The organism is Azospirillum sp. UENF 312511 (assembly GCF_058780635.1).
Genome location: NZ_JBSNCG010000003.1, coordinates 938,742 through 958,235 on the forward strand (window position 1 = coordinate 938,742; position 19,494 = coordinate 958,235).

Here is a 19,494-nt window from a genome sequence, read left to right on the forward strand (position 1 = left end):
TAATTATGCCGACCGCCGCATTCCGATTTACTGCGCTGCGTCGTTTCTACGACCATGTCGTGGACCATCTGGCCCTGCTGCTGCTTTTCATCGTCGTCGGTGGTCTGGTTGCCGGCTATACCGTCAAAAAGATGCAGGATAGCGCGTCTGAGAATCTTCTCCTGCTGACCGCCCTGGCGGTGGCGGGCGGCAGCGCCATCATCTTGAAATGGAAGAATCTGGCGGAGTTGAAGTGGGCCGTCGAAACGGGCCTGAAGTCTCTCCTCTACAGGTTCGCAAGGATCGGCACGCCTCTCGGCGGCGCCGAGGTGCCGTCCGGTTGGGCTCAACTGCTGGTCAACGAGAACTTCCTCTCCATCTCCTTCAAAAGAGCGGATCAGCGGGACATTGCCGAAAAGGTCGTTGCGGCGCTGGGGAAGGGAAAGAAATTCTTCGTAGTGGAAGGCGAATCGGGTGTCGGGAAAACCGCAACCGCCATCGTGATCATCGATCGACTTTTGTGCGAGCAGGAGTTCTTAAAACTCACGCGAAAAATATATTATCTCGACCTTGCCGTCCATGGTAATAATTTCGATAATCTTCTAAGACAGGCGAACGCCAGCTTCCTGAATCAGGCAAGCCTGATCATCGACAACTTCCACCGGATACCGGCCGACCGGCTGGAAGCGTTCAACCGGTTCATCCGCAGGACGCAATTGCCATGCCAGATGCTGCTGGTCCTGTCGCAGCCGCGCAAGTATTTCACCCTGTGCCCGGAGGACGTGATCGCCCCGTTCCGGCAGGCGGAGGCGGACGACACCTTCTTCGCCCTGGATACGCCCGATCCTATTGCCCTGCGGTCGGTCTTCAAGCCGTCGAACGAGTTCGACGACATCACGCTCAAGCTGAACATGCTGGCGGTTCCGGACAATTCCCCCATCCGCTGGCTGGCGCATGTCAACTGGCAGCGCCTGCACCAAGTAAGTGCCGCCAACATGGATCGGGCGGTGCAGGATCTTCTGCTGATGCGGGACATGAACTCGGATCGACCCGAGGATCGCGACACCCTCAAGGTCCTGGCGACCATCACCGTGCTGTCGATCCATCGCGGCGTGTTCACCGCAGCGGATCTGAAGACCTGTCTGAAGGCCGTTCAGCCCTTCAATCTCTCCGATCCCCTCGAATGGTTCTATCTGAAGAGATGCTTCAACCGGCTGCGGCGGCAGGGGCTGGGGCTGGAAGCGATCGGCCAACGCCGGGTCTACGTGTTCCATCAGGCACTGGCAGAGCATCTGAAGGACCGCCTGAACGCCTCCGGCCAGTTCAGGCGCGCGTTCCAGGCCGCCGGCGAGGCGATGCTGACGGTGCCGTGGGTCGGAAAGGATTCCCTGCTGGCGTGGCTGCTGGCGGTGGAGTTGGGAAAGGACGAGGCCGTGCGGACCGGCTTCCCGGCGGCCATGGTGAGCGGCGCCTTCGGCCTGATGCGGCGGGCCATGCAGCGCAACCCCGCCAACGCCGAGGGGATGCGCCTGACCTATGAACGGGCCCTGCTGGCGGAGCGGGTCGGCGACTGGGCGGACGCGCGCCAGGGCTTGGCCGCCGCCACGCGGGAGCGCGACCGGTCCATGGCCTGGGCCTGGGCCACCATCGCCTCGGTGGAAGCGGAGCATGGCGACGATTCGCTCGATCGGTTGAACGCCGTGCTGAACACGGAGGGCGTCACCGAGCTTGTGAGGGTCGCGGCCCGCTACTGGTGCGCGCATCTGGCTGCCCACCAGGGCCGGTTCGAGGTCGAAATCCTTGCCGATCTCACCCGGATTCTTGAAGAGAACGAAGCGGAATTCACCGCCGAAAGTAAATTCGAATACATCCATATTTCGCGCCGGGTCCTTTTCGATCATGTGCGCTTCCTCTACCTCCTGGGGGAATCATCCGGAGACAATGTCTATTCCTTGTTCAGCCGAAAATTGGCAATCGTCCTGGAAAGGGAGCATCCCTGTTTCACTTCTTACCGTCAGAAATTCCTCGTTTCCCACAGTATTCACTACCAGCATCTCTACGAGCGGGTGGTGCTGAAGAAAAAGCCGTCCTTCAGCAAGCAGACGCTGCTGCTGGCAGGCGTGAGCGGAAAACCCGAACCGGATCGCGATCAGTTGGCGGCGGCGGCGATGGACGCCTATCAGAAGGCCATCGAGGGCTTTGCCGTGTTCGGCGACAAAACCTCGGAATACATAAAGCCACGCCTTCTCGAGGTGCGGCTGGCCCAGCCTGATGTCAAACTGGAGCACATACGGCTGTCGCTCGGCGAATACCGGCAATTCATCGCCAAGACCGGCTTCAAGGATCTGGACGCTTATCCGCATTTGTATGATTTCAAGTATTTCATCCGGAAGGCTGCGTGCATGCTGGTCTCGGGTGGTCCTGCGGGTGACGATGGGCGGCAGGAGCATGACCGCGCCCGCAAGAAGGCGACGGCCGCCTTGATCGAAGCGACCAAGGCGTTTGAGCAGGCCAAGAACGCCTATGGCTTGGCCATGTGCCAGCTCTTCCGGGCCGCCGCGATGCTAGGAAGCCGGGAGACGCAGGCTGAAGCGAAGGCCGTTCTGGAAAGCGTCCGGACGGTCGGGGTCCGGAACGGCTACAAGCGGATCTCCGAAACCGTCGACGTCCTGACGGATCCTGACATCTCAATGGCGGACGTCAACGACGTGATCGCCTATTTCCCGATCATCCACCAGTGATCGCGGCCCTCACTGTGTCAGAACCAGGATTTCCCGGCGTCTCGGCCCGCGGGTGGGGCGGATGTAATGGGCGATGTCCACCGAATGCCGTCGCCATCCGGGCAGGCAGGACGACAGAAGTTGCCAAGCCTCGTCCGCCGGTGGCCGATAGAAGCGCGAACCAGCATGGCCTGTCACGTTCCAGACCGCCTCCTCGCCATCCGCCAATTCATGCGCCATCACGATCCTGGCACCGGGCCCCGCGAATGTTGCCATCGTGGCCGCCAGCCGTTCCACGCCCTGCGGCTGCACCGCCATATGCCCCAGCAGCCCGTCTGCATAGACGAAATCATAAAGCCGGGACGGAACGGGCGGGGCGAGCACGTCCAGGATCTCTGCCTTCAGCCCTTTGCCCGCCGCCAGGGCCACCGCCGCTCCGGCGTAATCCGTCGCCAGCACGTCGAACCTTTCCTGGGACAACTCCAGCTCGACCATGGCGTTGCCGCATCCAAGGCTGAGCAGCGAAGGCGATGCGGATCCGGTCCACAGGCCCTTAAAAAGCCCGACTATTTTCCGTCGATAGGCGGCAGAATGGACTGCGGGCGGCGGCGGCGACGGCTCCCATACGCCTCTCTCCCAGGCGAGCAGGACCGAATCCGCCTCTTGGTAGCGATACGCCTCGTCGGTCATGGCACCCCTCCGAACAGCACGGGTGAAGGCGGCGACGGGCAGCGCAGGTCGTCGCTGTCGGCCATGGCGCTCGCCAGTTCCCGCACGGCGTGCCGCCGCGACAGGGTGAAGCCGCCGGACAGGATGTCGCCGAGTAGTTGGGCCAGCCGTGGCACATGGGTGGGCCTAAGCCCTTGCAGCGTCGCCGCCGTCGTCCCGAGCCGGAGGCCGTAGCCCAGCCCGTAGGGCAGCAGCCGGTAGTTGGAGTGGATGCGGCAGAGTTCCAGCCGGCGGCAGGCTTCATAGGCCGCCTCCGCGCTGTCGAAGCGGATCCACAGATGTTGGGTCGGCGGTGCATCGGCTGCCCGCCGCACCACGTCGATGCCGAGATCCGCCAGGGCCTGCTCCAGGGCAACCGCATTCTCCAGAAACCGGTCCGTGTAGCGCTCCAGCCGTCCCATATCCTCCAGGCCCAAACCGGCCAGATAGGTGGAGCGGACATGGTGGCTGGAAACGAACTGGCTCATCACCCGTTTCACCCGCTCCCAGCGTTCGTCGCGCGTCCGCGTCGCCACCAGCGCCTTCTGGGGGCCGGGAAAGCTCTTGTGCAGAGTCGAGATCAGCAGATCGAAACCCATCGCGAAGGGCGACCGGTAGCGGCCGGTAAGAATGGCCGGCAGATATTGCGAGGCGTCATGCACGCAATAAAGCGCCGGGTTTTCCGTCAGAGGGCCGAAGTCCTCATAGACGAGCCCTTCGCTGCGATCGATGAAGAGAATGCTACCGTCGACTAGCCGCTTTGCCCGCTCCATATCGACGCGATGGCGCTCCAGATCGATCGGCGGTTCGACGACCCTGTAGCCGAGGCGCTCCAGGATTCCGGCGGTCGCAAAATGGCCACCCGCCTTTTCCGGTAGCAGGAAGACCGTTTCTCCCACCCGGCCAAGACCCATGAAGATCGTGGCATGCGCGTGCAGCCCCGACAGCAGCCGCATCGAAAGATCGTCGGCCGCCAACGCTTCCGACCATTGCCGATAAATGGCAGTGATGTCGTGGGACAGGCGACGCCGCCCGGAGAACAAGATCTTGCTCTTCAGATTGTCTTCCAGCCCCCGGGGGCGGTCGGTCGCGTAGAGCCCTTCCAACCTGTCCAGGGCCGCATCGGGAGGATCGTGCAGAGCAAAGGAATCGACGGGCGTGAGAAGGATCGAACCATCCAGAATCCGCGCTTGCCGCGCAACGGAACGACGGAGCAAAGATGGCCTATGCTCATTCATAATTAGTAGTTATCTGACCAAAATGAAGGATATGGGATGCGTGCGGCGTGCCAGCTTCACACATCCCATGACTGTGCCCAGCTTAACGAAAAACCATAAAAAATGCGAGAATATCGTGCGCACTCTCGTACGGGGGGAGATGAAGGATCGCTGAAAAGGTTACGGGCGAGATCGCCTCTGAACTCACTTGCTGGCTGGCGCTTGTCGCGGAGGAGATCATCAACAAGGTGGTCAGTTAGATCAGGCTGTTTCACACGCCATGGCGGCGCGCCACCGCGCCGTGCCCGCCGCGGACTTTGCCGACCAAGCGGATCTCCTCCTCGGCCGAGTAGGTGCTCCACCCACCGGCGCCGGTGATGACCTCAATACGCTGGACCGCCGCGGTGCAAATCACGCTGCGTGCCACGATGCCGAGCCGGCCACGCACAGTGGCGGCGACCTCCAGATTTCAGCACGCCGCCCCCATTCCCACAAGGCAGCCTCAGGACGACGCTTACCTCCATATCGGGGGCAGGGAAGTTGCCCCTTTCGGTACGAGTGAGATCGTCCGCTTTGCGCCGATAGTGTTGAAAAAGTCGGTGTTGCCGACCGCTTGAAGCCCTGATTCAATCCTCCTTGGCAGAAGGAGGACGCAGCCATGATGGGCGAGCGGACGGTGATGCAGGAGGCGCTGTTCTACGAGTTCAGCCTCGAGCGCCACATCCCGTCGGATCATCTGCTTCGCTTGATCGACCGGTTTGTCGATCTGTCCGGCATCCGCGCCCATCTGCGGCCGTTCTACAGCGAGATGGGACGGCCCTCCGTGTAGGAGGCGACCATGCAGCGGCGTCACCGGTGACCTGTTCGGAGTTTCAATCCACGCCTCCGCGCAGGAGGCGACAGCCACCCAGCCGTCATTGTTGATGTCGATGGCGTTTCAATCCACGCCTCCGCGCAGGAGGCGACGCCGGCGATGGCGACCGCTACCAGCGCTGCCCGGATGTTTCAATCCACGCCTCCGCGCAGGAGGCGACAGGCCGAGCGCGGCGTCTCTGGGAAGACCACTGTTTCAATCCACGCCTCCGCGCAGGAGGCGACCGCCGCCGATCTGGCGCACGCCGTCCTTCGCCCGTTTCAATCCACGCCTCCGCGCAGGAGGCGACGATTGCCGCCATCCGGGCGGCGGGGGAAGAGGAGGTTTCAATCCACGCCTCCGCGCAGGAGGCGACGTCGGTCCCCACGATCTTCGAGACCTCCAGGAGTTTCAATCCACGCCTCCGCGCAGGAGGCGACTTCCGCCGTTCGTTCATCCAACTCTCAAGCCAGTTTCAATCCACGCCTCCGCGCAGGAGGCGACGTCGAGCCACCCAGCGCGCCAGCCCCCAGGTTGTTTCAATCCACGCCTCCGCGCAGGAGGCGACCGAGCCTGCGCCGCGTCCCGCGCATCCTGAGGGGGTTTCAATCCACGCCTCCGCGCAGGAGGCGACGGCAGCCTTGAACGCCCGTGGCATTCCGACGCTGTTTCAATCCACGCCTCCGCGCAGGAGGCGACCGGCACCTTCGTCGGCGTCGTGAACAGCAGGTTGTTTCAATCCACGCCTCCGCGCAGGAGGCGACGGGGATCGTCGCGCCAGTGAAAGGTGAAGAGCTTGTTTCAATCCACGCCTCCGCGCAGGAGGCGACCCGCCGGGGCCGACGATGGTCCCCTGGATGCTCAGGTTTCAATCCACGCCTCCGCGCAGGAGGCGACGTCCAGCCCGTCGAAGATCTGCTTCGCCTGCGCGTTTCAATCCACGCCTCCGCGCAGGAGGCGACGCCAGCGAGACCATCACCGGGTCCAAATCCTTGTTTCAATCCACGCCTCCGCGCAGGAGGCGACGTTCCAGACCTGGAGGGATTCCGCCGGCGAACTGTTTCAATCCACGCCTCCGCGCAGGAGGCGACCTGTCCACGGCGCACCCTGGACCAACAACCGAAGTTTCAATCCACGCCTCCGCGCAGGAGGCGACGAGCCCGGACTGGCCGGGAGGTTCGGACGACGGGTTTCAATCCACGCCTCCGCGCAGGAGGCGACCCCGGTCAGGATCACCCCGGCCTTGCTGAACTGGTTTCAATCCACGCCTCCGCGCAGGAGGCGACCTGCACAGAGGTTGTGTCCTGCCCTTGGTGCAGCGTTTCAATCCACGCCTCCGCGCAGGAGGCGACGGCGGACACGATGCTGTTCCCCCGCGGCAAGACGTTTCAATCCACGCCTCCGCGCAGGAGGCGACAAGCTGGCGGTCGGAGACGTTGGCCGGGTCGAAGTTTCAATCCACGCCTCCGCGCAGGAGGCGACCTTGCTGGTTCCGTTATACGTCCAATCTCCGAAGTTTCAATCCACGCCTCCGCGCAGGAGGCGACGTCGCGCATGTCTCCTTGAATGCGAAGTTTCAATCCACGCCTCCGCGCAGGAGGCGACTCCAGCCGGTTGCCCTGCACGTCGCAGAAGCCGACGTTTCAATCCACGCCTCCGCGCAGGAGGCGACTCGTGCAGGGCTCGCAATCGACGGTGTAGCCGATGTTTCAATCCACGCCTCCGCGCAGGAGGCGACTCGCCCTCACGCGCCCGCGCGCCCTCGCCGGTCAGTTTCAATCCACGCCTCCGCGCAGGAGGCGACTCGCGGTGAAGATCGGACATGAATTCCTCCTGGCATGTTTCAATCCACGCCTCCGCGCAGGAGGCGACTGTTGCTCGATGTTGTTGTTCGTCGCCTTGCCGAGTTTCAATCCACGCCTCCGCGCAGGAGGCGACAGTGCGGCGAGCGGCTGAACCCGATGTACGTCCTGTTTCAATCCACGCCTCCGCGCAGGAGGCGACCACGATGATGGCGTCGAGCCGACGCTTGCGGGCGTTTCAATCCACGCCTCCGCGCAGGAGGCGACGCCCTGGTGGGACTGGACGTCGCCGCCCAGGGTCAGGTTTCAATCCACGCCTCCGCGCAGGAGGCGACCACCGCGGACGGGAAAGGAATCGGGTAGGTCCAGGTTTCAATCCACGCCTCCGCGCAGGAGGCGACCTCGTCAGTTCGGCTTCCGCCGCGCTCATGATCTCGTTTCAATCCACGCCTCCGCGCAGGAGGCGACATCGTCGGCCGCGGTGCTGGAGGAGTCCCAGACGTTTCAATCCACGCCTCCGCGCAGGAGGCGACGCGTACGAACTCGCCGCGCAGGTCGGGCAGCTTGTTTCAATCCACGCCTCCGCGCAGGAGGCGACTCGCCGTGACGTCGTCGGAGGGGATGTTGATGTCGTTTCAATCCACGCCTCCGCGCAGGAGGCGACGCGGCACGACCATGGGCGCCGACTGGGACATGATGTTTCAATCCACGCCTCCGCGCAGGAGGCGACCGGCGCGTTGGAAATGGCTGGCCACGCCGAGCCGGTTTCAATCCACGCCTCCGCGCAGGAGGCGACGGGGCGCCAAGTCGAGCGGGGTCGCATCGGTCGTGTTTCAATCCACGCCTCCGCGCAGGAGGCGACGGGACTGCCGAACGATAATCGGCGCCGCCGCGGGTTTCAATCCACGCCTCCGCGCAGGAGGCGACGCGACTACCTGCGCAGCCAGAGCGCCCGCACCGACGTTTCAATCCACGCCTCCGCGCAGGAGGCGACACCCGAGCGCTACGGAGCGTGAACATCTCTTCGGTTTCAATCCACGCCTCCGCGCAGGAGGCGACTGTCCAGTTCAATCTCGGCCGTCAACCTGATCTTGTTTCAATCCACGCCTCCGCGCAGGAGGCGACACGCCCTCCACCTCGTCCCGCATGATCGCGAGCAGGTTTCAATCCACGCCTCCGCGCAGGAGGCGACCCCGCCAGGGTGATGGTCAGGTCGGGATCGCGGCCGTTTCAATCCACGCCTCCGCGCAGGAGGCGACCGGTGATCGCCGGGCCGCCCTCCTTCTGCAGGACGTTTCAATCCACGCCTCCGCGCAGGAGGCGACTCTGAGTTTGCCGAAATCGACGAGCGCCCTATTGTTTCAATCCACGCCTCCGCGCAGGAGGCGACCGGCATCGCCGACGTTGATCTGGTTCGTCCACGCGTTTCAATCCACGCCTCCGCGCAGGAGGCGACGAGAGACGTGATCTCCGTTGCCATCGGCCGCGCTGTTTCAATCCACGCCTCCGCGCAGGAGGCGACGGGGCGCAGGGCCGCTTCGGCGATGATGGTGGCGTTTCAATCCACGCCTCCGCGCAGGAGGCGACTTCGGCCACGACGCCCGGCTGCTGCTTCCACATGTTTCAATCCACGCCTCCGCGCAGGAGGCGACATGCTGGAGCAGTCGGCCTCGACGAACCCGGCGCCGTTTCAATCCACGCCTCCGCGCAGGAGGCGACCGACTCCATAGCCCAGGTCTTCCAGGTCAGCGCGTTTCAATCCACGCCTCCGCGCAGGAGGCGACGAGTTGGCCTGCCGGGAGGCGACCAGTTCGCGGCGTTTCAATCCACGCCTCCGCGCAGGAGGCGACCGCCCATTCCGTCATGCTGGATTTGGACCAATTGTTTCAATCCACGCCTCCGCGCAGGAGGCGACAAGGCGTTGGCGGTGCGCTGCTGCAGCCTTACGCGTTTCAATCCACGCCTCCGCGCAGGAGGCGACGGCATGCCGCTCGTTCTCGACCTGTCGAAGAAGTTTCAATCCACGCCTCCGCGCAGGAGGCGACGACAGGCCAAGGCTTTGCCCCATCCCTGACGTCGCGTTTCAATCCACGCCTCCGCGCAGGAGGCGACCGCCGCCGGTCTCCGGGTCCAGCACCGCCGGATGTTTCAATCCACGCCTCCGCGCAGGAGGCGACTAAGAGCCAGCAGGAGCTAGCCGTGTACACCAAGGTTTCAATCCACGCCTCCGCGCAGGAGGCGACGTCCGCTTGTCGGCGACGGGCGGCGCGCTCCATTCGTTTCAATCCACGCCTCCGCGCAGGAGGCGACGAGCTGGGCGTATCCCTGCGCGGACCAGAACGTGTTTCAATCCACGCCTCCGCGCAGGAGGCGACTGCACGACCTGCAGCACCTTTTCCAGGTTGGGCCGGTTTCAATCCACGCCTCCGCGCAGGAGGCGACGAGCCGGCGTTCTTCACGAAGAAGTCGCCGCTGTTGTTTCAATCCACGCCTCCGCGCAGGAGGCGACCAGCCGACAACAACCCAAGGACACACAGAGCGACGTTTCAATCCACGCCTCCGCGCAGGAGGCGACTTCCGGGCGGGCACGCCGCATCGGGCCGCTCTTGCCGTTTCAATCCACGCCTCCGCGCAGGAGGCGACGCTCGCCGTCCGCCAGCCGCCGCGCATAGCTCTTGTTTCAATCCACGCCTCCGCGCAGGAGGCGACGGTGCTGCGCCCGAGGTCGCGCGCCGCGATGTTGTTTCAATCCACGCCTCCGCGCAGGAGGCGACGGGGCTGCCCGTGCGCTTCGCTTCGCTTTGCAGGTTTCAATCCACGCCTCCGCGCAGGAGGCGACGCCCGTTGTCGTGGTCTTGCCGACGCCTCCCTTAGTTTCAATCCACGCCTCCGCGCAGGAGGCGACCAGCGGCGTCGAGCGGGGCGCCGGGATATACGTGTTTCAATCCACGCCTCCGCGCAGGAGGCGACACGGAAATCTTGCACTCGTAGGCGATCGGCGTGTTTCAATCCACGCCTCCGCGCAGGAGGCGACTCCATCAACCCGTAGCCGGAGGAGGCAAGATTGTTTCAATCCACGCCTCCGCGCAGGAGGCGACGGCCATAGTATAAGCTATTGGCTGTACATGCAAAACGGCAACCAATATGCGAACGAATGTGATTGATGGAAGAGCGACCGTCTCGCATTGCCAGCGTAGGCGCCAAGGCATTCAGAAGCCTTGACTTTTCTGGAGCGCGAATCCTCCCGGAGCATGCATGGGAGCTTGGGGTTCGCACAGGCACTGACAATTACAGAATTAGAGGCCCATCGAGATCGGTCGGTGTGCGAGCGCCGACATGCTCCACCTTGTGCCGCGCCGACGAACCGAGAAGATAGAAGCGCAGACTATCGGTCTGCGGCTCGATCAAGCCGAGTAAGGACGCGCGCAGCGCGGTCCATTGTGCGGGATCGACCGTGCATTCGAACACTGAATATTGAACCCGCACGCCGTGGTCCTGGCAAGCCCTTGCCACACGGCGCAAGCGGCGACGGCCGGCCGGGGTTTCCGTGGAGACATCATAGCAGACCAGGACCAGCACCGCGTCACCGCCAGAGGAAGGGAGGATAAGCGTCCAGGTCGCCGCGCAGGTGCCGCGCCAGCAGACGGGCCTGTGCGTGCCACATCAGGCCGAAGGGCAGCTTCTCGTTCAGGAAGGGGTGGGTCAGTTCCTCCTTTTTGCGCTTCTGGTAGGCGACCAGCACGGCCTTGCGGGCATCGGCGGTGAGGGCAACGGCACCGGTTTCGCCAATCTCGAAATCGTCGAGGCACAACTCCTGCCGGTTAATTAGGGTCAGCACCAGCCGATCGGCGAAGGGGGCCCGGAACTCTTCCAACAGGTCGAGCGCCAGGGACGGTCGCCCCGGGCGATCCGTGTGCAGGAAGCCGACCTGCGGATCCAGCCCAACCGCTTCCAGCGCTCCCCGCACATCGTGGGTCAGCAGGGTGTAGATGAAGGACAGCAACGCGTTGATGCGGTCGAGCGGTGGCCGGCGCGACCGGCCGGCGATCCGCCATTCCGGCTCGCCGCGCCGGATCATGGCGGCGAAGGCGCCGAAATAGCAGGCGGCAGCATCGCCCTCCACCCCGCGCAGGCGGTCGACGTCGAGCGGCCGGTCGAGCTGGGTCAGGGCGCGGCTGATTGCATCTTCGGCCGACGCCAGCGCGCCGGTCGGATCGGTGTGGTCGCGGCGGTGGCGGCGCAGCACCGTCCGCTGGTTGGCCAGCTTGCCGGCCAGAACGCCGCGGGTCACCGAGGCGGCCCGCAGCGGGTTGTCCGCCGCCCGGTACTGCGCGCGACGCAGCAGGACATTGCCCGACACCGGGCCCTCCACCCGCATCAGGAACCGGCCGGTGTCGGAGAGGAAACCGACGCTGATCCCCTTCTCGGCGCAATGGCCGAGCACATGCGGGCTGGCGCCGACGCTGCCGAAGGCGACAAGGCCCTCCAGCGCGATCATCGGCACCATCGTGCGTGCGCCATCCTCGCGCCGCACCTCGATCGCCTCGCCTTCCCTGGACAGGTAACTGCCGGGGGTGGTGACGTAGAGCGTATTCAACAAGCGCTTCATGGCGGATCTTCCTTGGCGGCGCCCTCCGCGGCGTCGGCGCGGAGCATGCGGTCCAGCCAGACGGCGGCGGAACGGGAGCCCGACAGGGTCGGCAGGCAAAACGGTTCCAGCGAGCAGGACCGGCATTTGGGCCCCGGTTCCGGCGGCGGCGTGACGCGGGAGGCCAACAGCGCGTGGAGTTCGCCGGCCAATGCCTCGGTCCGCGCGCGCAAGGCGGCGTCGAAGGCCACCTCCTGCCGCCGCCGGGTTTCCCCGTAGAAGAGCGCGCCGCCCGGCACCTCAAGACCCAGCATCTCCTCCAGGCACAGGCCCTGGGCGCAGAGCTGGACGCGGTCGGCGTCGTGCGGCTTGGCCTTGCCACGCTTGTACTCCACGGGGCAGGGCAGCGGCGGCAGGCCGCGCCGGTTGTGGAACTCCACCACGTCGGCCCGCCCGACCAGCCCAAGCCGCAGATGGCGCAAGGGCACGCCACGCGCGATACGGACCCCGCGCCGCGTTTCGCCGGATGCGTTGTCGACCCGCTCGTGCAGCACCCGGCCCTCGGCGGTCAGCGCGTTCTCCGCCCAGGCGTCTTCCAGATGGATCAGCCCGCACTGACGCGCGCAGAAGGCGAGATGCTGAAGAGCTGACAGCGGGACGAGGGCGGAGTCGTCCGCCTCCATGAGGCTACAGCCACTCCTCGATATCGACCCCTTCGGGCAGGCCGTCCCGGTCGATGCTGACGGTGAAATCGCGGTCGAAGTCGCGCGGGGCGGTCACCCCGTCGTTCATTTCGACGGCCACACGCTTGAACAGTTTCTGCGCCGGCGCCTCGCCGAGGGGGGATTTGTGGCGGAAGGCGATCAGCCGGCGCGCCGCCATCTCGCCGCGTGCGGCTGAGCGGTCCACCTCGAACATGTTCACCAGCGCGCTGCGCAGGATGTCCAGGTCGGCATCCGAAAAGCCGGTCTGCCGCGCCAGATGCGGCGAGAGGAAGCCGTGGGCGCGGTACAGCCCGTAGGGGACGATGTGCTTGCGGCCCATGGTGCGGTTATCGCCGCTCTGCTTGTCGGCCTCGGCCTGGGTGGTCACGGCCATGCGGGTGACCGACAGTTCCGCCGGCACAATGGGGTGCAGGCTTTCCGCGAAGGTGATCTGCACCGGCCCGCGCACCTGCCCGCAGTTGACGCCCGTCGTCATTACCGCCCCGAAGGTCCGCACGTCGAAGAAGGTGTCGCACATCCATTGCGTCACCTTGCGGGCGTCGGCCTCACCCTTCGCCTTGCCCTTGCCCTTGTCCAGTTCGATTCCGTTGGCCTCGTAGGCGCGGGCGTGCTGGTCGTTCAGAATCGCCTTCTCGCGGACATAGATCTCGTAGCCCTGGCGGCCCTCCTGGGTCAGTTGGACGTAATTGCGGATCTTGCGCTTCAGCGAGACGTCGGTGACCAGACCATGACCCGTCTCCGGGTCCAGCCGGGGCATGTTGCCGGCGTCCGGATCGCCGTTCGGGTTGCCGTTGCGGACGTCGAACAGATAAACGAACTCGATGCGGGACTCGTGGATGCCCATGACTGTCACTCCGGAACAATGTTTGGATCGCCCGGTTGGGCGGTTTTCAATGCGTCGCGCTCGGCCTTGGGAAGCCACAGCCAATGTCGCTCGTGGTAGTAGCCGACGAAGAACAGGCCGCGGTCGTCCACGCTCAGCGAATCCTGATAATCGTGGAGATTTTGAGTGATGGCCTGCAGGCGGCTCTCAAGGAAGCGATAGGCTCCTTGATCGTCGCGGCGCAGCTTCTTCAGATGCTGTTGGGCGAGCCTGTTCAGAAAATGGAAGATCAGCTTCGGCGTGGACGATGCACTGCCGATATATTTGTCGCGGATGGTGGCGTTCAGTTCCCGGCCATCGGCGGCCTCCTGCTGGATGCGTTCCAGCACGGCGAACAGGCGGCCGAGAAGGTAACCCGTCTCGGTGCGGGATTCGTCGAGACCCACGAGATTGTTCCCCTCTTCCTGGGCGGCTTGGGCGGTGGTTCCGGCCAGCCGGGAGCGGCGCGTCAGCACCGCCTTGATCAGCGCGACGCGCGGGTGGTTCACGGCATGGTCGGCGCGGATGCGGTCGAGCAACACCGCCAGCAGACTGGCCGGATAGGGCCCGCCGACCAGCACCGCGCGCAGCAGGTCGCCGTTCAGCTTGGCCAGCCCCTTGTCGTTCGGGTCGGGCTTGGCGTTGTCGCCGTCGCCCCGGTATTTGGTTTTGGTCTCCATCGCGAGCGCCCAAAGCGAGGGGTAGCGCGGCTGCCACTCCCACTGCCGGACCAGGTCAATGTCGGACAGGTGTTGGGCCAGGCGGTCGGCCATGACGCCCAGGCTGTCGCTGCTCCAGAACTGCACCGCCAGCCGCGCCGCGTTCGGCGACAGGCCCAGCACGAAGAAGCGGGCACCCGCCTCGCCCGGAGCGAGCGCGTCGCGGCCCTTGGCCAACCGCTCCAGCGCCTCCTTCACCGCCCGGGCGCGGGTTTCGTCCTCGGGCGGGATGTCGGGGCGGGCGGCGACGAGGACGGCGGCGTCTTCGAATTGGGTGGGCCGGTCGGTCCAGAACACCACCGAGACCTCGCCGATGACGAGGTGCCGCTTGTCACGTTGGGACAGCAGATGATTCAGCGCCGCCGTATAGCCGTGCGCCACGCGGGCGGACACCGGGGCGTTGAGGTTCTGGCTCTTGCCGTAGGACTCGTAGGCCTGTGCGTTGAAGGAAACCAGCGCCGCCCCCGCCGTCTGCGCGCCCGGCACGCCGCCGATGGCCGGGTGGATCGGGGCGATGGGCTGGCCGTACCCGCCGGTAACGAGGCACTGGCCAAGGACCGCCGCCTCCGTCTCGGTGTCCATGGCGCGTTCCCAGGCGGCACGGATCTCCGGCGCGTCGTGGACATAATCGTCCTCGTTCATCGCGCGGAAGACGAGCCAGCCGGACAGGATGTCGGGGTCGGCAACCTCCGGCGCGGTGCCCACCGTCCAGGTCTGGAAGAAGGCCAGAACCGCGCGCGCCCAGGGGTGGTTGCTTCCCGCCAGGACAGCTTCGTGGCGGGCGCGGGCAGCGGCGAACTGTTCTTCTGCCCGGCCGGCGCGGCCCTCCGCCGTGCCGAACAGGTAGCCGGCGGAATCGCACAGGAACCCGGCCTTGACGCCGGAGGTCCGGCGCGGCGGCTGCGGCACCTTCACAAGGGACGGGCGCTTGACCGTCTTGTCCTTCTTGCCGATCTTCTCGTCGGCGCGTTCGTCCTGCACGGCGAAGACGCTGCCGTCCGCGCGCAGCACGATGCAGCCGGTCACCTTCTGTTGGGAATAGCCGTAGGGCGGCAGCGTGCCGGCGTCGCGCAGACGTTCGTAGAGGCGGTAAAGCTCGGTAAGGATCATAGGCCGCTCCGCCGCAGGCAATCCTGCACGTCCAGCACCCCGTTCACCAGCGTGGCGCGGAAGAAGCGTGGCGTCATGCCGTCGGCGAAGTCGATGTCGTGCAGCATCCAGCCGAGGTCGCGCGTGCCGCGCAGGTCGTCCGGCGGTTCGGGCAGGATGTCCGGCGGCGGCTCGAAATAGGCCGGGAACTCGCGGCAGCCGAAGCAGGGCTGCCAGACGCATTGCCCCTTGGCGATGCGCCGGCGCGCCATCTCCGCGTGCTTGCCCGGATTGTCCTGCGGTCCGGCCCGGTCGGTCATCTCGAAATGGGCGTCGATGATGTAGTCCACGTCGCGCAGGAAGACACTCGCGCGTTGCTGCCGGTCGTCCTCCGGGTGCAGCGCGAGGTCGCTACCGTTGGCCATCGCCTGCCGCGCCAGACTGTAGGAGGCTTTCGACGCCACCTCGTTGCGGCGGATGGTGTCGAAGCGGATAGGGTTCAGGACGGTGATCCGGTCGATTTCCCAGCGGATCGCCGGCTTCCAATGGATCGCTTCGAGAATGCCGCGCGCCGCCGACGGCGTGATCATGTCGTAGGAGACGCGTTCGGCCTTCATTTCCGGACGGGAAAACAGGGCGCGGGAACCATGGACGCGTAGAGTGATGCCTTGGGACATGTTGGCGCCTTTCGGCTACGGATTCTACCCTTCATGGTAGATTTTTATTGCGAAATCATCAACTTTAAAGACTCGCTCGCGGAGTAAGGTATCCAATGATTTAACAAAAAAGAATGATAAATAAATCGCAATTTGCACAAAATTTATGTTAATAATTCTGCCATACTCTTTCTCTTTGAAATCTGGAAAAGAGCTGATTCATTTCCATCTTTTGATTTTTCGTTTGGTTTCATAAGTAGGTCAATTGGAAAGTTCAATTTGAGAAATTTCTTATTCTTCTTGGGAAACTTCCTTCTCAATCTTGCTATCGCCAAATCCGAAGAAGCTCCCGATGGCGCGGAATTTGCGGTCCCAGAGTGCACCATTAAGAACATCTATATGTCCAGTGTCGAAAAGGAAGCCGCTTTCTTCTGAGTTGCTTCCATCAGTCTTGCTTTTCCACCAACCGAATCGCATGCTATGCCTCCATGAAACGCCTTCCCCCGTGCAGGAGAGAAGGCAACTCACCATCGGTTCCAACAAAAATAATGTTTCAATCCACATTAGCAGTGCTAGGCCCTGTTAACGGACTTCATTATATTTGTAGGAAACCGTGAGTCAATCCGCTCCGGAGAGGCGGTTGTAAAAATTTCCCCTATACCACGTTCTCCACCTCCGTGCGGTCGCGCGGATCGCGGGTTACCAACCCAAGGGCCGTATCGTCGTAGTAGGACAGATCCGTCAGCAGCAGGAATTGCCCGTGCTCCCCGACGGCCTTGATGATCTCAGCGCCCATCAGGCGGGCGAGCGGGCCGCGCGGGATGGTGACGGTGAAGCGTTGCAGCTTGCGGGCGATGGCGCCGGGGCGTTCGGTGCCCCGCAGGGCGTCGGCCCAGCGTTGCGCCTCCTCGGTGTAGGGGACGATCACCGCCGCTTGGTCGTTGTCGATCAGATGGAAGTCGGCGGCCACCCTGCGGAAGGGGATCGCGTCGCACCGGTTGGTGGTGGCGAGGCGGCTCCAGGCTTCGGCCAGATCGTAGGGATCGCCGCCGCTGGCGGTCCGCTTGCGTTTGTCGGCGCTGTAGAGCCGGCGGAAATAGGTGGCGATCACGTCGGGATGCAGGGCCTCGTCCCACGGGCGGCCGTCCATGATCTCCCGCGTGAGGTCGCGGCGGCGGTTGAGGTCGGACAGGCCGTTGCGCCGCGCCGTGTCGAAGACGACGACGCGGCCGAACAGGCCGGGACGGCCCTCGCGGTTGCAGCGGCCGGCGCTCTGGATGATGGAATCCAGCCCGGCCATCGCGCGCAGCACCAGGGGGAAATCCACGTCGACTCCCGCCTCTACGAGCTGCGTGCTGACGACGCGGCAGGGGCGCCCCTCGGCCAGATCCGCACGGATCGCCGCCAGAACGGTGGAGCGGTGCTCGGCGCACATGGCGGCGGACAGGTGGTACAGCCCCTCCACCTCCTGGTCCCTCAGCGCGCGGTAGAGGTCGGCTGCGTGACCGCGCGTGTCCAGCACGCAGAGCGCCTGGGTAGCGTTCCGCATCCGGTCGGCCAACGCCTCGTCGTCGAGCAAGCCGGCGTACTCCACCGTCACGCGCTCCATGGCCTTGTGCAGGGCCGGGGCGCCGTCCTCCGGCATGATGGGGCGGATGCCGGTCAGGCCGAAGGCCAGTGGCCGGTCCCGGTCGAGCGCCGGCTGGGTGGCGGTGCTCAGCAGGATCGTGCAGCCGTAATCCCGCGCCAGCGCGTGGAGCAGAGCGAGGCAGGGCCGCAGATGGGGCAGAGGAAGAAGCTGCGCCTCGTCGAGCACGATGACGGAACGGGCGACGTTGTGCAGCTTGCGGCAGCGCGACGGGCGGGCGGCGAAGAAGGATTCGAAGAACTGGACGGCGGTGGTGACCGTCACCGGGGAATCCCAGTTCTCCGACGCCAGCTTGTGGCGGTCGGGGCCGACGCCCTCCTCGTCCCGGTCGTCGAAGCCGCCGGGCGGGGCGTAGGCGGAATGATGCTCCAGCACGGCGCCGGGCAGGCCGGCGAAGGCGTCCTCGCGGAAGGTTTCGGCGGTCTGCTCGATGATCGACAGATAGGGAATGACGTAGATCACGCGCCGCAGGCCATGGCGTTGCGCGTGCTCCAGCGCGAAGGACAGCGAGGACAGGGTTTTACCGCCACCCGTCGGCACCGCCAGCGAGAAGAGGCCGGGAGGCAGCGCTGCGGCGTCGCGGCAACGTTCCAGAACCTCCGTGCGGATCCGGTTGACGTCGGAGGGGGTGGCCTTTGCCGCCTTGCCGACCAGATGCATCCGCAGGGCGGCGGCCAGCGTCGGCAGGTCCGGCTGTCCGCCGCGCAGGGCCGCCTGCTCCGGGTCGCTGTAGCCCTCGGTCGCCAGGGCGTCGGCGTCGGTCAGGCAGGAGAAGATCATGCGAGCGAAGAGCGCCACGGCGAACCAATCCGCGAAGGTCGGCAACGGCAGTTCGGCGGGCAGCAGCGGCCCGATTTCCCGCAGCACCTCGGCACGGACGGAGTCCGGAAGCTTCGCCTTCCGCAGGCGGACCGTGAGGCTCGCCTCCTCGTTTCCGCCCATCCCGCCGTCTGGCAGCCCGGCATGATGCCCGGCCACCGCATAGGCAAGCAGCCAGCCGACGGGACTGTCCTTGCCGTAACGCTCCAGGGCGAGGACCGCGCCGGCCGTGGAGTGGTCGACCCGAATGTTTTCGCCGTTCAGCAGCCTTTGAAAGGCTTCGGCGTATTTGCCAGCATCGTGCAGCAGGCCGAGTGCCCGCGCCCAGGCGCCCGCCCAGTCGCTTCCAGGAGACAGGACCGCCGCGAATCCCTCCGCCCTTGCCGCGACACGGAGCAGATGCTCACGCAGCGGCTCCCAAGGATCACCCGGCATTTTTGGAGTGTGAGCGTACCAAGCCATCGCTTATTGCCTTCACAACATGAATTCACGATGATTTATCTTACTCAACCAAGCGAATATTGCTCGATAAATAGCCACACCGTTTTCATACCACGCTTTGACTGATTATCAAAATATTCAACCCCTGACGCCTTAGAACCCGTTTGAGAATGCGGAAAATCCGCAGCATATAGGGAAATAACCTCAGACCACCTACTGTATGTTGTGTTCTGCGCTAGTTCTCAAACAGGCTCTTAGCTCTCGATGACTTCCTGGTGCATGACGGGTAACAACACATTATATACAGGTCGTTTTAGAACAGCAATGATTGTGTGGATATCAGGTGTGAATAAACAATCCATGTCGCTCGCGTCCATTGCGCATCCGCAATTTGAACCTGTGATCAACGGCAGTTTTACCCACCCCATCTTCGAAAGCAGACTGTCCACTTTTGGCGGATAGTGCTGAAAAACTCTCGAGCCTGCCGGAGCAAGAAATTTTCCGTCGCTCTATAGGGGTGCCACGCAGCGATATCGCTCTGAAGGCCGGCAGAGTGGATCATTATTGCGTCAAAACGGCTGCGAAGTACTCGTCAGGGAGTTTTTCAACACTATCGGTCAGGACGAGCCGGGAGATGTCTCCGTTGCCGAGAGCACTCCCCCATTGCT

The 19,494-nt window shown here is 64.3% G+C and carries 12 protein-coding genes, 1 pseudogene and 1 CRISPR repeat array; of the genes and pseudogenes, 2 read left to right on the forward strand and 11 right to left on the reverse strand.

Translation table 11 applies throughout. The annotated features are described in order from the left end of the window. Window positions 1-5: 5 nt before the first annotated feature. Complete coding sequence (locus ACWPN7_RS15755) at window positions 6-2,720, forward strand: P-loop NTPase family protein (RefSeq protein WP_459196860.1); 2,715 nt, start codon at window positions 6-8, stop codon at window positions 2,718-2,720. A gap of 9 nt (window positions 2,721-2,729) precedes the next feature. Here the strand turns inward: ACWPN7_RS15755 and ACWPN7_RS15760 are convergent, their stop codons facing one another. The 3 genes from ACWPN7_RS15760 to ACWPN7_RS15770 all read right to left on the reverse strand — a co-directional run bounded on the left by ACWPN7_RS15760 (window position 2,730) and on the right by ACWPN7_RS15770 (window position 5,039). Further along, window positions 2,730-3,389 carry a methyltransferase domain-containing protein gene (locus ACWPN7_RS15760; RefSeq protein WP_174449738.1) on the reverse strand — a complete coding sequence of 220 codons (660 nt, stop codon included), beginning with the start codon at window positions 3,387-3,389 and terminating at the stop codon, window positions 2,730-2,732. Then, the gene (locus ACWPN7_RS15765) at window positions 3,386-4,624 is read right to left on the reverse strand and encodes a PLP-dependent aminotransferase family protein (RefSeq protein ID WP_459196859.1); all 1,239 of its coding nucleotides are present in this window, start codon (window positions 4,622-4,624) and stop codon (window positions 3,386-3,388) included. Before ACWPN7_RS15765 ends, ACWPN7_RS15760 begins: the two co-directional genes overlap by 4 nt. 271 nt (window positions 4,625-4,895) lie before the next feature. Then, window positions 4,896-5,039 (reverse strand): hypothetical protein, encoded by a 144-nt coding sequence (locus ACWPN7_RS15770; RefSeq protein WP_174449736.1) that lies wholly within the window; start codon window positions 5,037-5,039, stop codon window positions 4,896-4,898. Between the two features lie 243 nt (window positions 5,040-5,282). Here ACWPN7_RS15770 and ACWPN7_RS15775 point away from each other — a divergent pair. Beyond that, window positions 5,283-5,450, forward strand: a pseudogene (locus ACWPN7_RS15775) (transposase); the annotation flags it as partial. A gap of 43 nt (window positions 5,451-5,493) precedes the next feature. After that, window positions 5,494-10,377: direct repeats of the CRISPR family, unit length 32 nt; unit sequence GTTTCAATCCACGCCTCCGCGCAGGAGGCGAC. Window positions 10,378-10,567: 190 nt separating this feature from the next. On the opposite strand, the gene cas2 reads toward ACWPN7_RS15775, so the two are convergent. From cas2 to ACWPN7_RS15815, 8 genes are all read right to left on the reverse strand, one after another. After that, window positions 10,568-10,858, reverse strand: coding sequence for a CRISPR-associated endonuclease Cas2 (gene cas2 / locus ACWPN7_RS15780; RefSeq protein WP_114859317.1), 291 nt, complete (start codon window positions 10,856-10,858; stop codon window positions 10,568-10,570). Window positions 10,859-10,862: 4 nt separating this feature from the next. Continuing rightward, window positions 10,863-11,888, reverse strand: a complete 1,026-nt coding sequence (gene cas1c / locus ACWPN7_RS15785; RefSeq protein WP_459196858.1) for a type I-C CRISPR-associated endonuclease Cas1c — start codon at window positions 11,886-11,888, stop codon at window positions 10,863-10,865. Beyond that, a complete protein-coding gene (gene cas4 / locus ACWPN7_RS15790; protein ID WP_174449731.1) occupies window positions 11,885-12,550 on the reverse strand; it encodes a CRISPR-associated protein Cas4 in 666 nt (221 codons plus the stop codon). The genes cas1c and cas4 overlap by 4 nt, the downstream gene beginning before the upstream one ends. 4 nt (window positions 12,551-12,554) lie before the next feature. Beyond that, a complete protein-coding gene (cas7c, locus tag ACWPN7_RS15795) occupies window positions 12,555-13,436 on the reverse strand; it encodes a type I-C CRISPR-associated protein Cas7/Csd2 (protein ID WP_459196857.1) in 882 nt (293 codons plus the stop codon). A 5-nt stretch (window positions 13,437-13,441) separates the two neighbouring features. Beyond that, window positions 13,442-15,283: a type I-C CRISPR-associated protein Cas8c/Csd1 gene (gene cas8c, locus ACWPN7_RS15800; protein ID WP_459196856.1), complete on the reverse strand. Its 1,842-nt coding sequence runs from the start codon at window positions 15,281-15,283 to the stop codon at window positions 13,442-13,444. Continuing rightward, a complete protein-coding gene (gene cas5c / locus ACWPN7_RS15805; protein ID WP_459196855.1) occupies window positions 15,280-15,939 on the reverse strand; it encodes a type I-C CRISPR-associated protein Cas5c in 660 nt (219 codons plus the stop codon). Before cas5c ends, cas8c begins: the two co-directional genes overlap by 4 nt. A 270-nt stretch (window positions 15,940-16,209) precedes the next feature. Further along, the gene (locus ACWPN7_RS15810) at window positions 16,210-16,395 is read right to left on the reverse strand and encodes a hypothetical protein (RefSeq protein ID WP_459196854.1); all 186 of its coding nucleotides are present in this window, start codon (window positions 16,393-16,395) and stop codon (window positions 16,210-16,212) included. 178 nt (window positions 16,396-16,573) lie between these two features. Further along, complete coding sequence (locus tag ACWPN7_RS15815; protein ID WP_459196853.1) at window positions 16,574-18,820, reverse strand: CRISPR-associated endonuclease Cas3''; 2,247 nt, start codon at window positions 18,818-18,820, stop codon at window positions 16,574-16,576. Window positions 18,821-19,494: the final 674 nt, after the last annotated feature.

Bases quoted from the DNA above. Each gene is read 5' to 3' on its own strand.
- cas7c (WP_459196857.1), bottom strand. From the start codon at position 13,436: ATGGGCATCCACGAGTCCCGCATCGAGTTCGTTTATCTGTTCGACGTC.
- ACWPN7_RS15760 (WP_174449738.1), bottom strand. From the start codon at position 3,389: ATGACCGACGAGGCGTATCGCTACCAAGAGGCGGATTCGGTCCTGCTC.
- ACWPN7_RS15815 (WP_459196853.1), bottom strand. From the start codon at position 18,820: ATGCCGGGTGATCCTTGGGAGCCGCTGCGTGAGCATCTGCTCCGTGTC.
- ACWPN7_RS15810 (WP_459196854.1), bottom strand. From the start codon at position 16,395: ATGCGATTCGGTTGGTGGAAAAGCAAGACTGATGGAAGCAACTCAGAA.
- cas8c (WP_459196856.1), bottom strand. From the start codon at position 15,283: ATGATCCTTACCGAGCTTTACCGCCTCTACGAACGTCTGCGCGACGCC.
- cas5c (WP_459196855.1), bottom strand. From the start codon at position 15,939: ATGTCCCAAGGCATCACTCTACGCGTCCATGGTTCCCGCGCCCTGTTT.
- ACWPN7_RS15755 (WP_459196860.1), top strand. From the start codon at position 6: ATGCCGACCGCCGCATTCCGATTTACTGCGCTGCGTCGTTTCTACGAC.
- cas4 (WP_174449731.1), bottom strand. From the start codon at position 12,550: ATGGAGGCGGACGACTCCGCCCTCGTCCCGCTGTCAGCTCTTCAGCAT.
- cas1c (WP_459196858.1), bottom strand. From the start codon at position 11,888: ATGAAGCGCTTGTTGAATACGCTCTACGTCACCACCCCCGGCAGTTAC.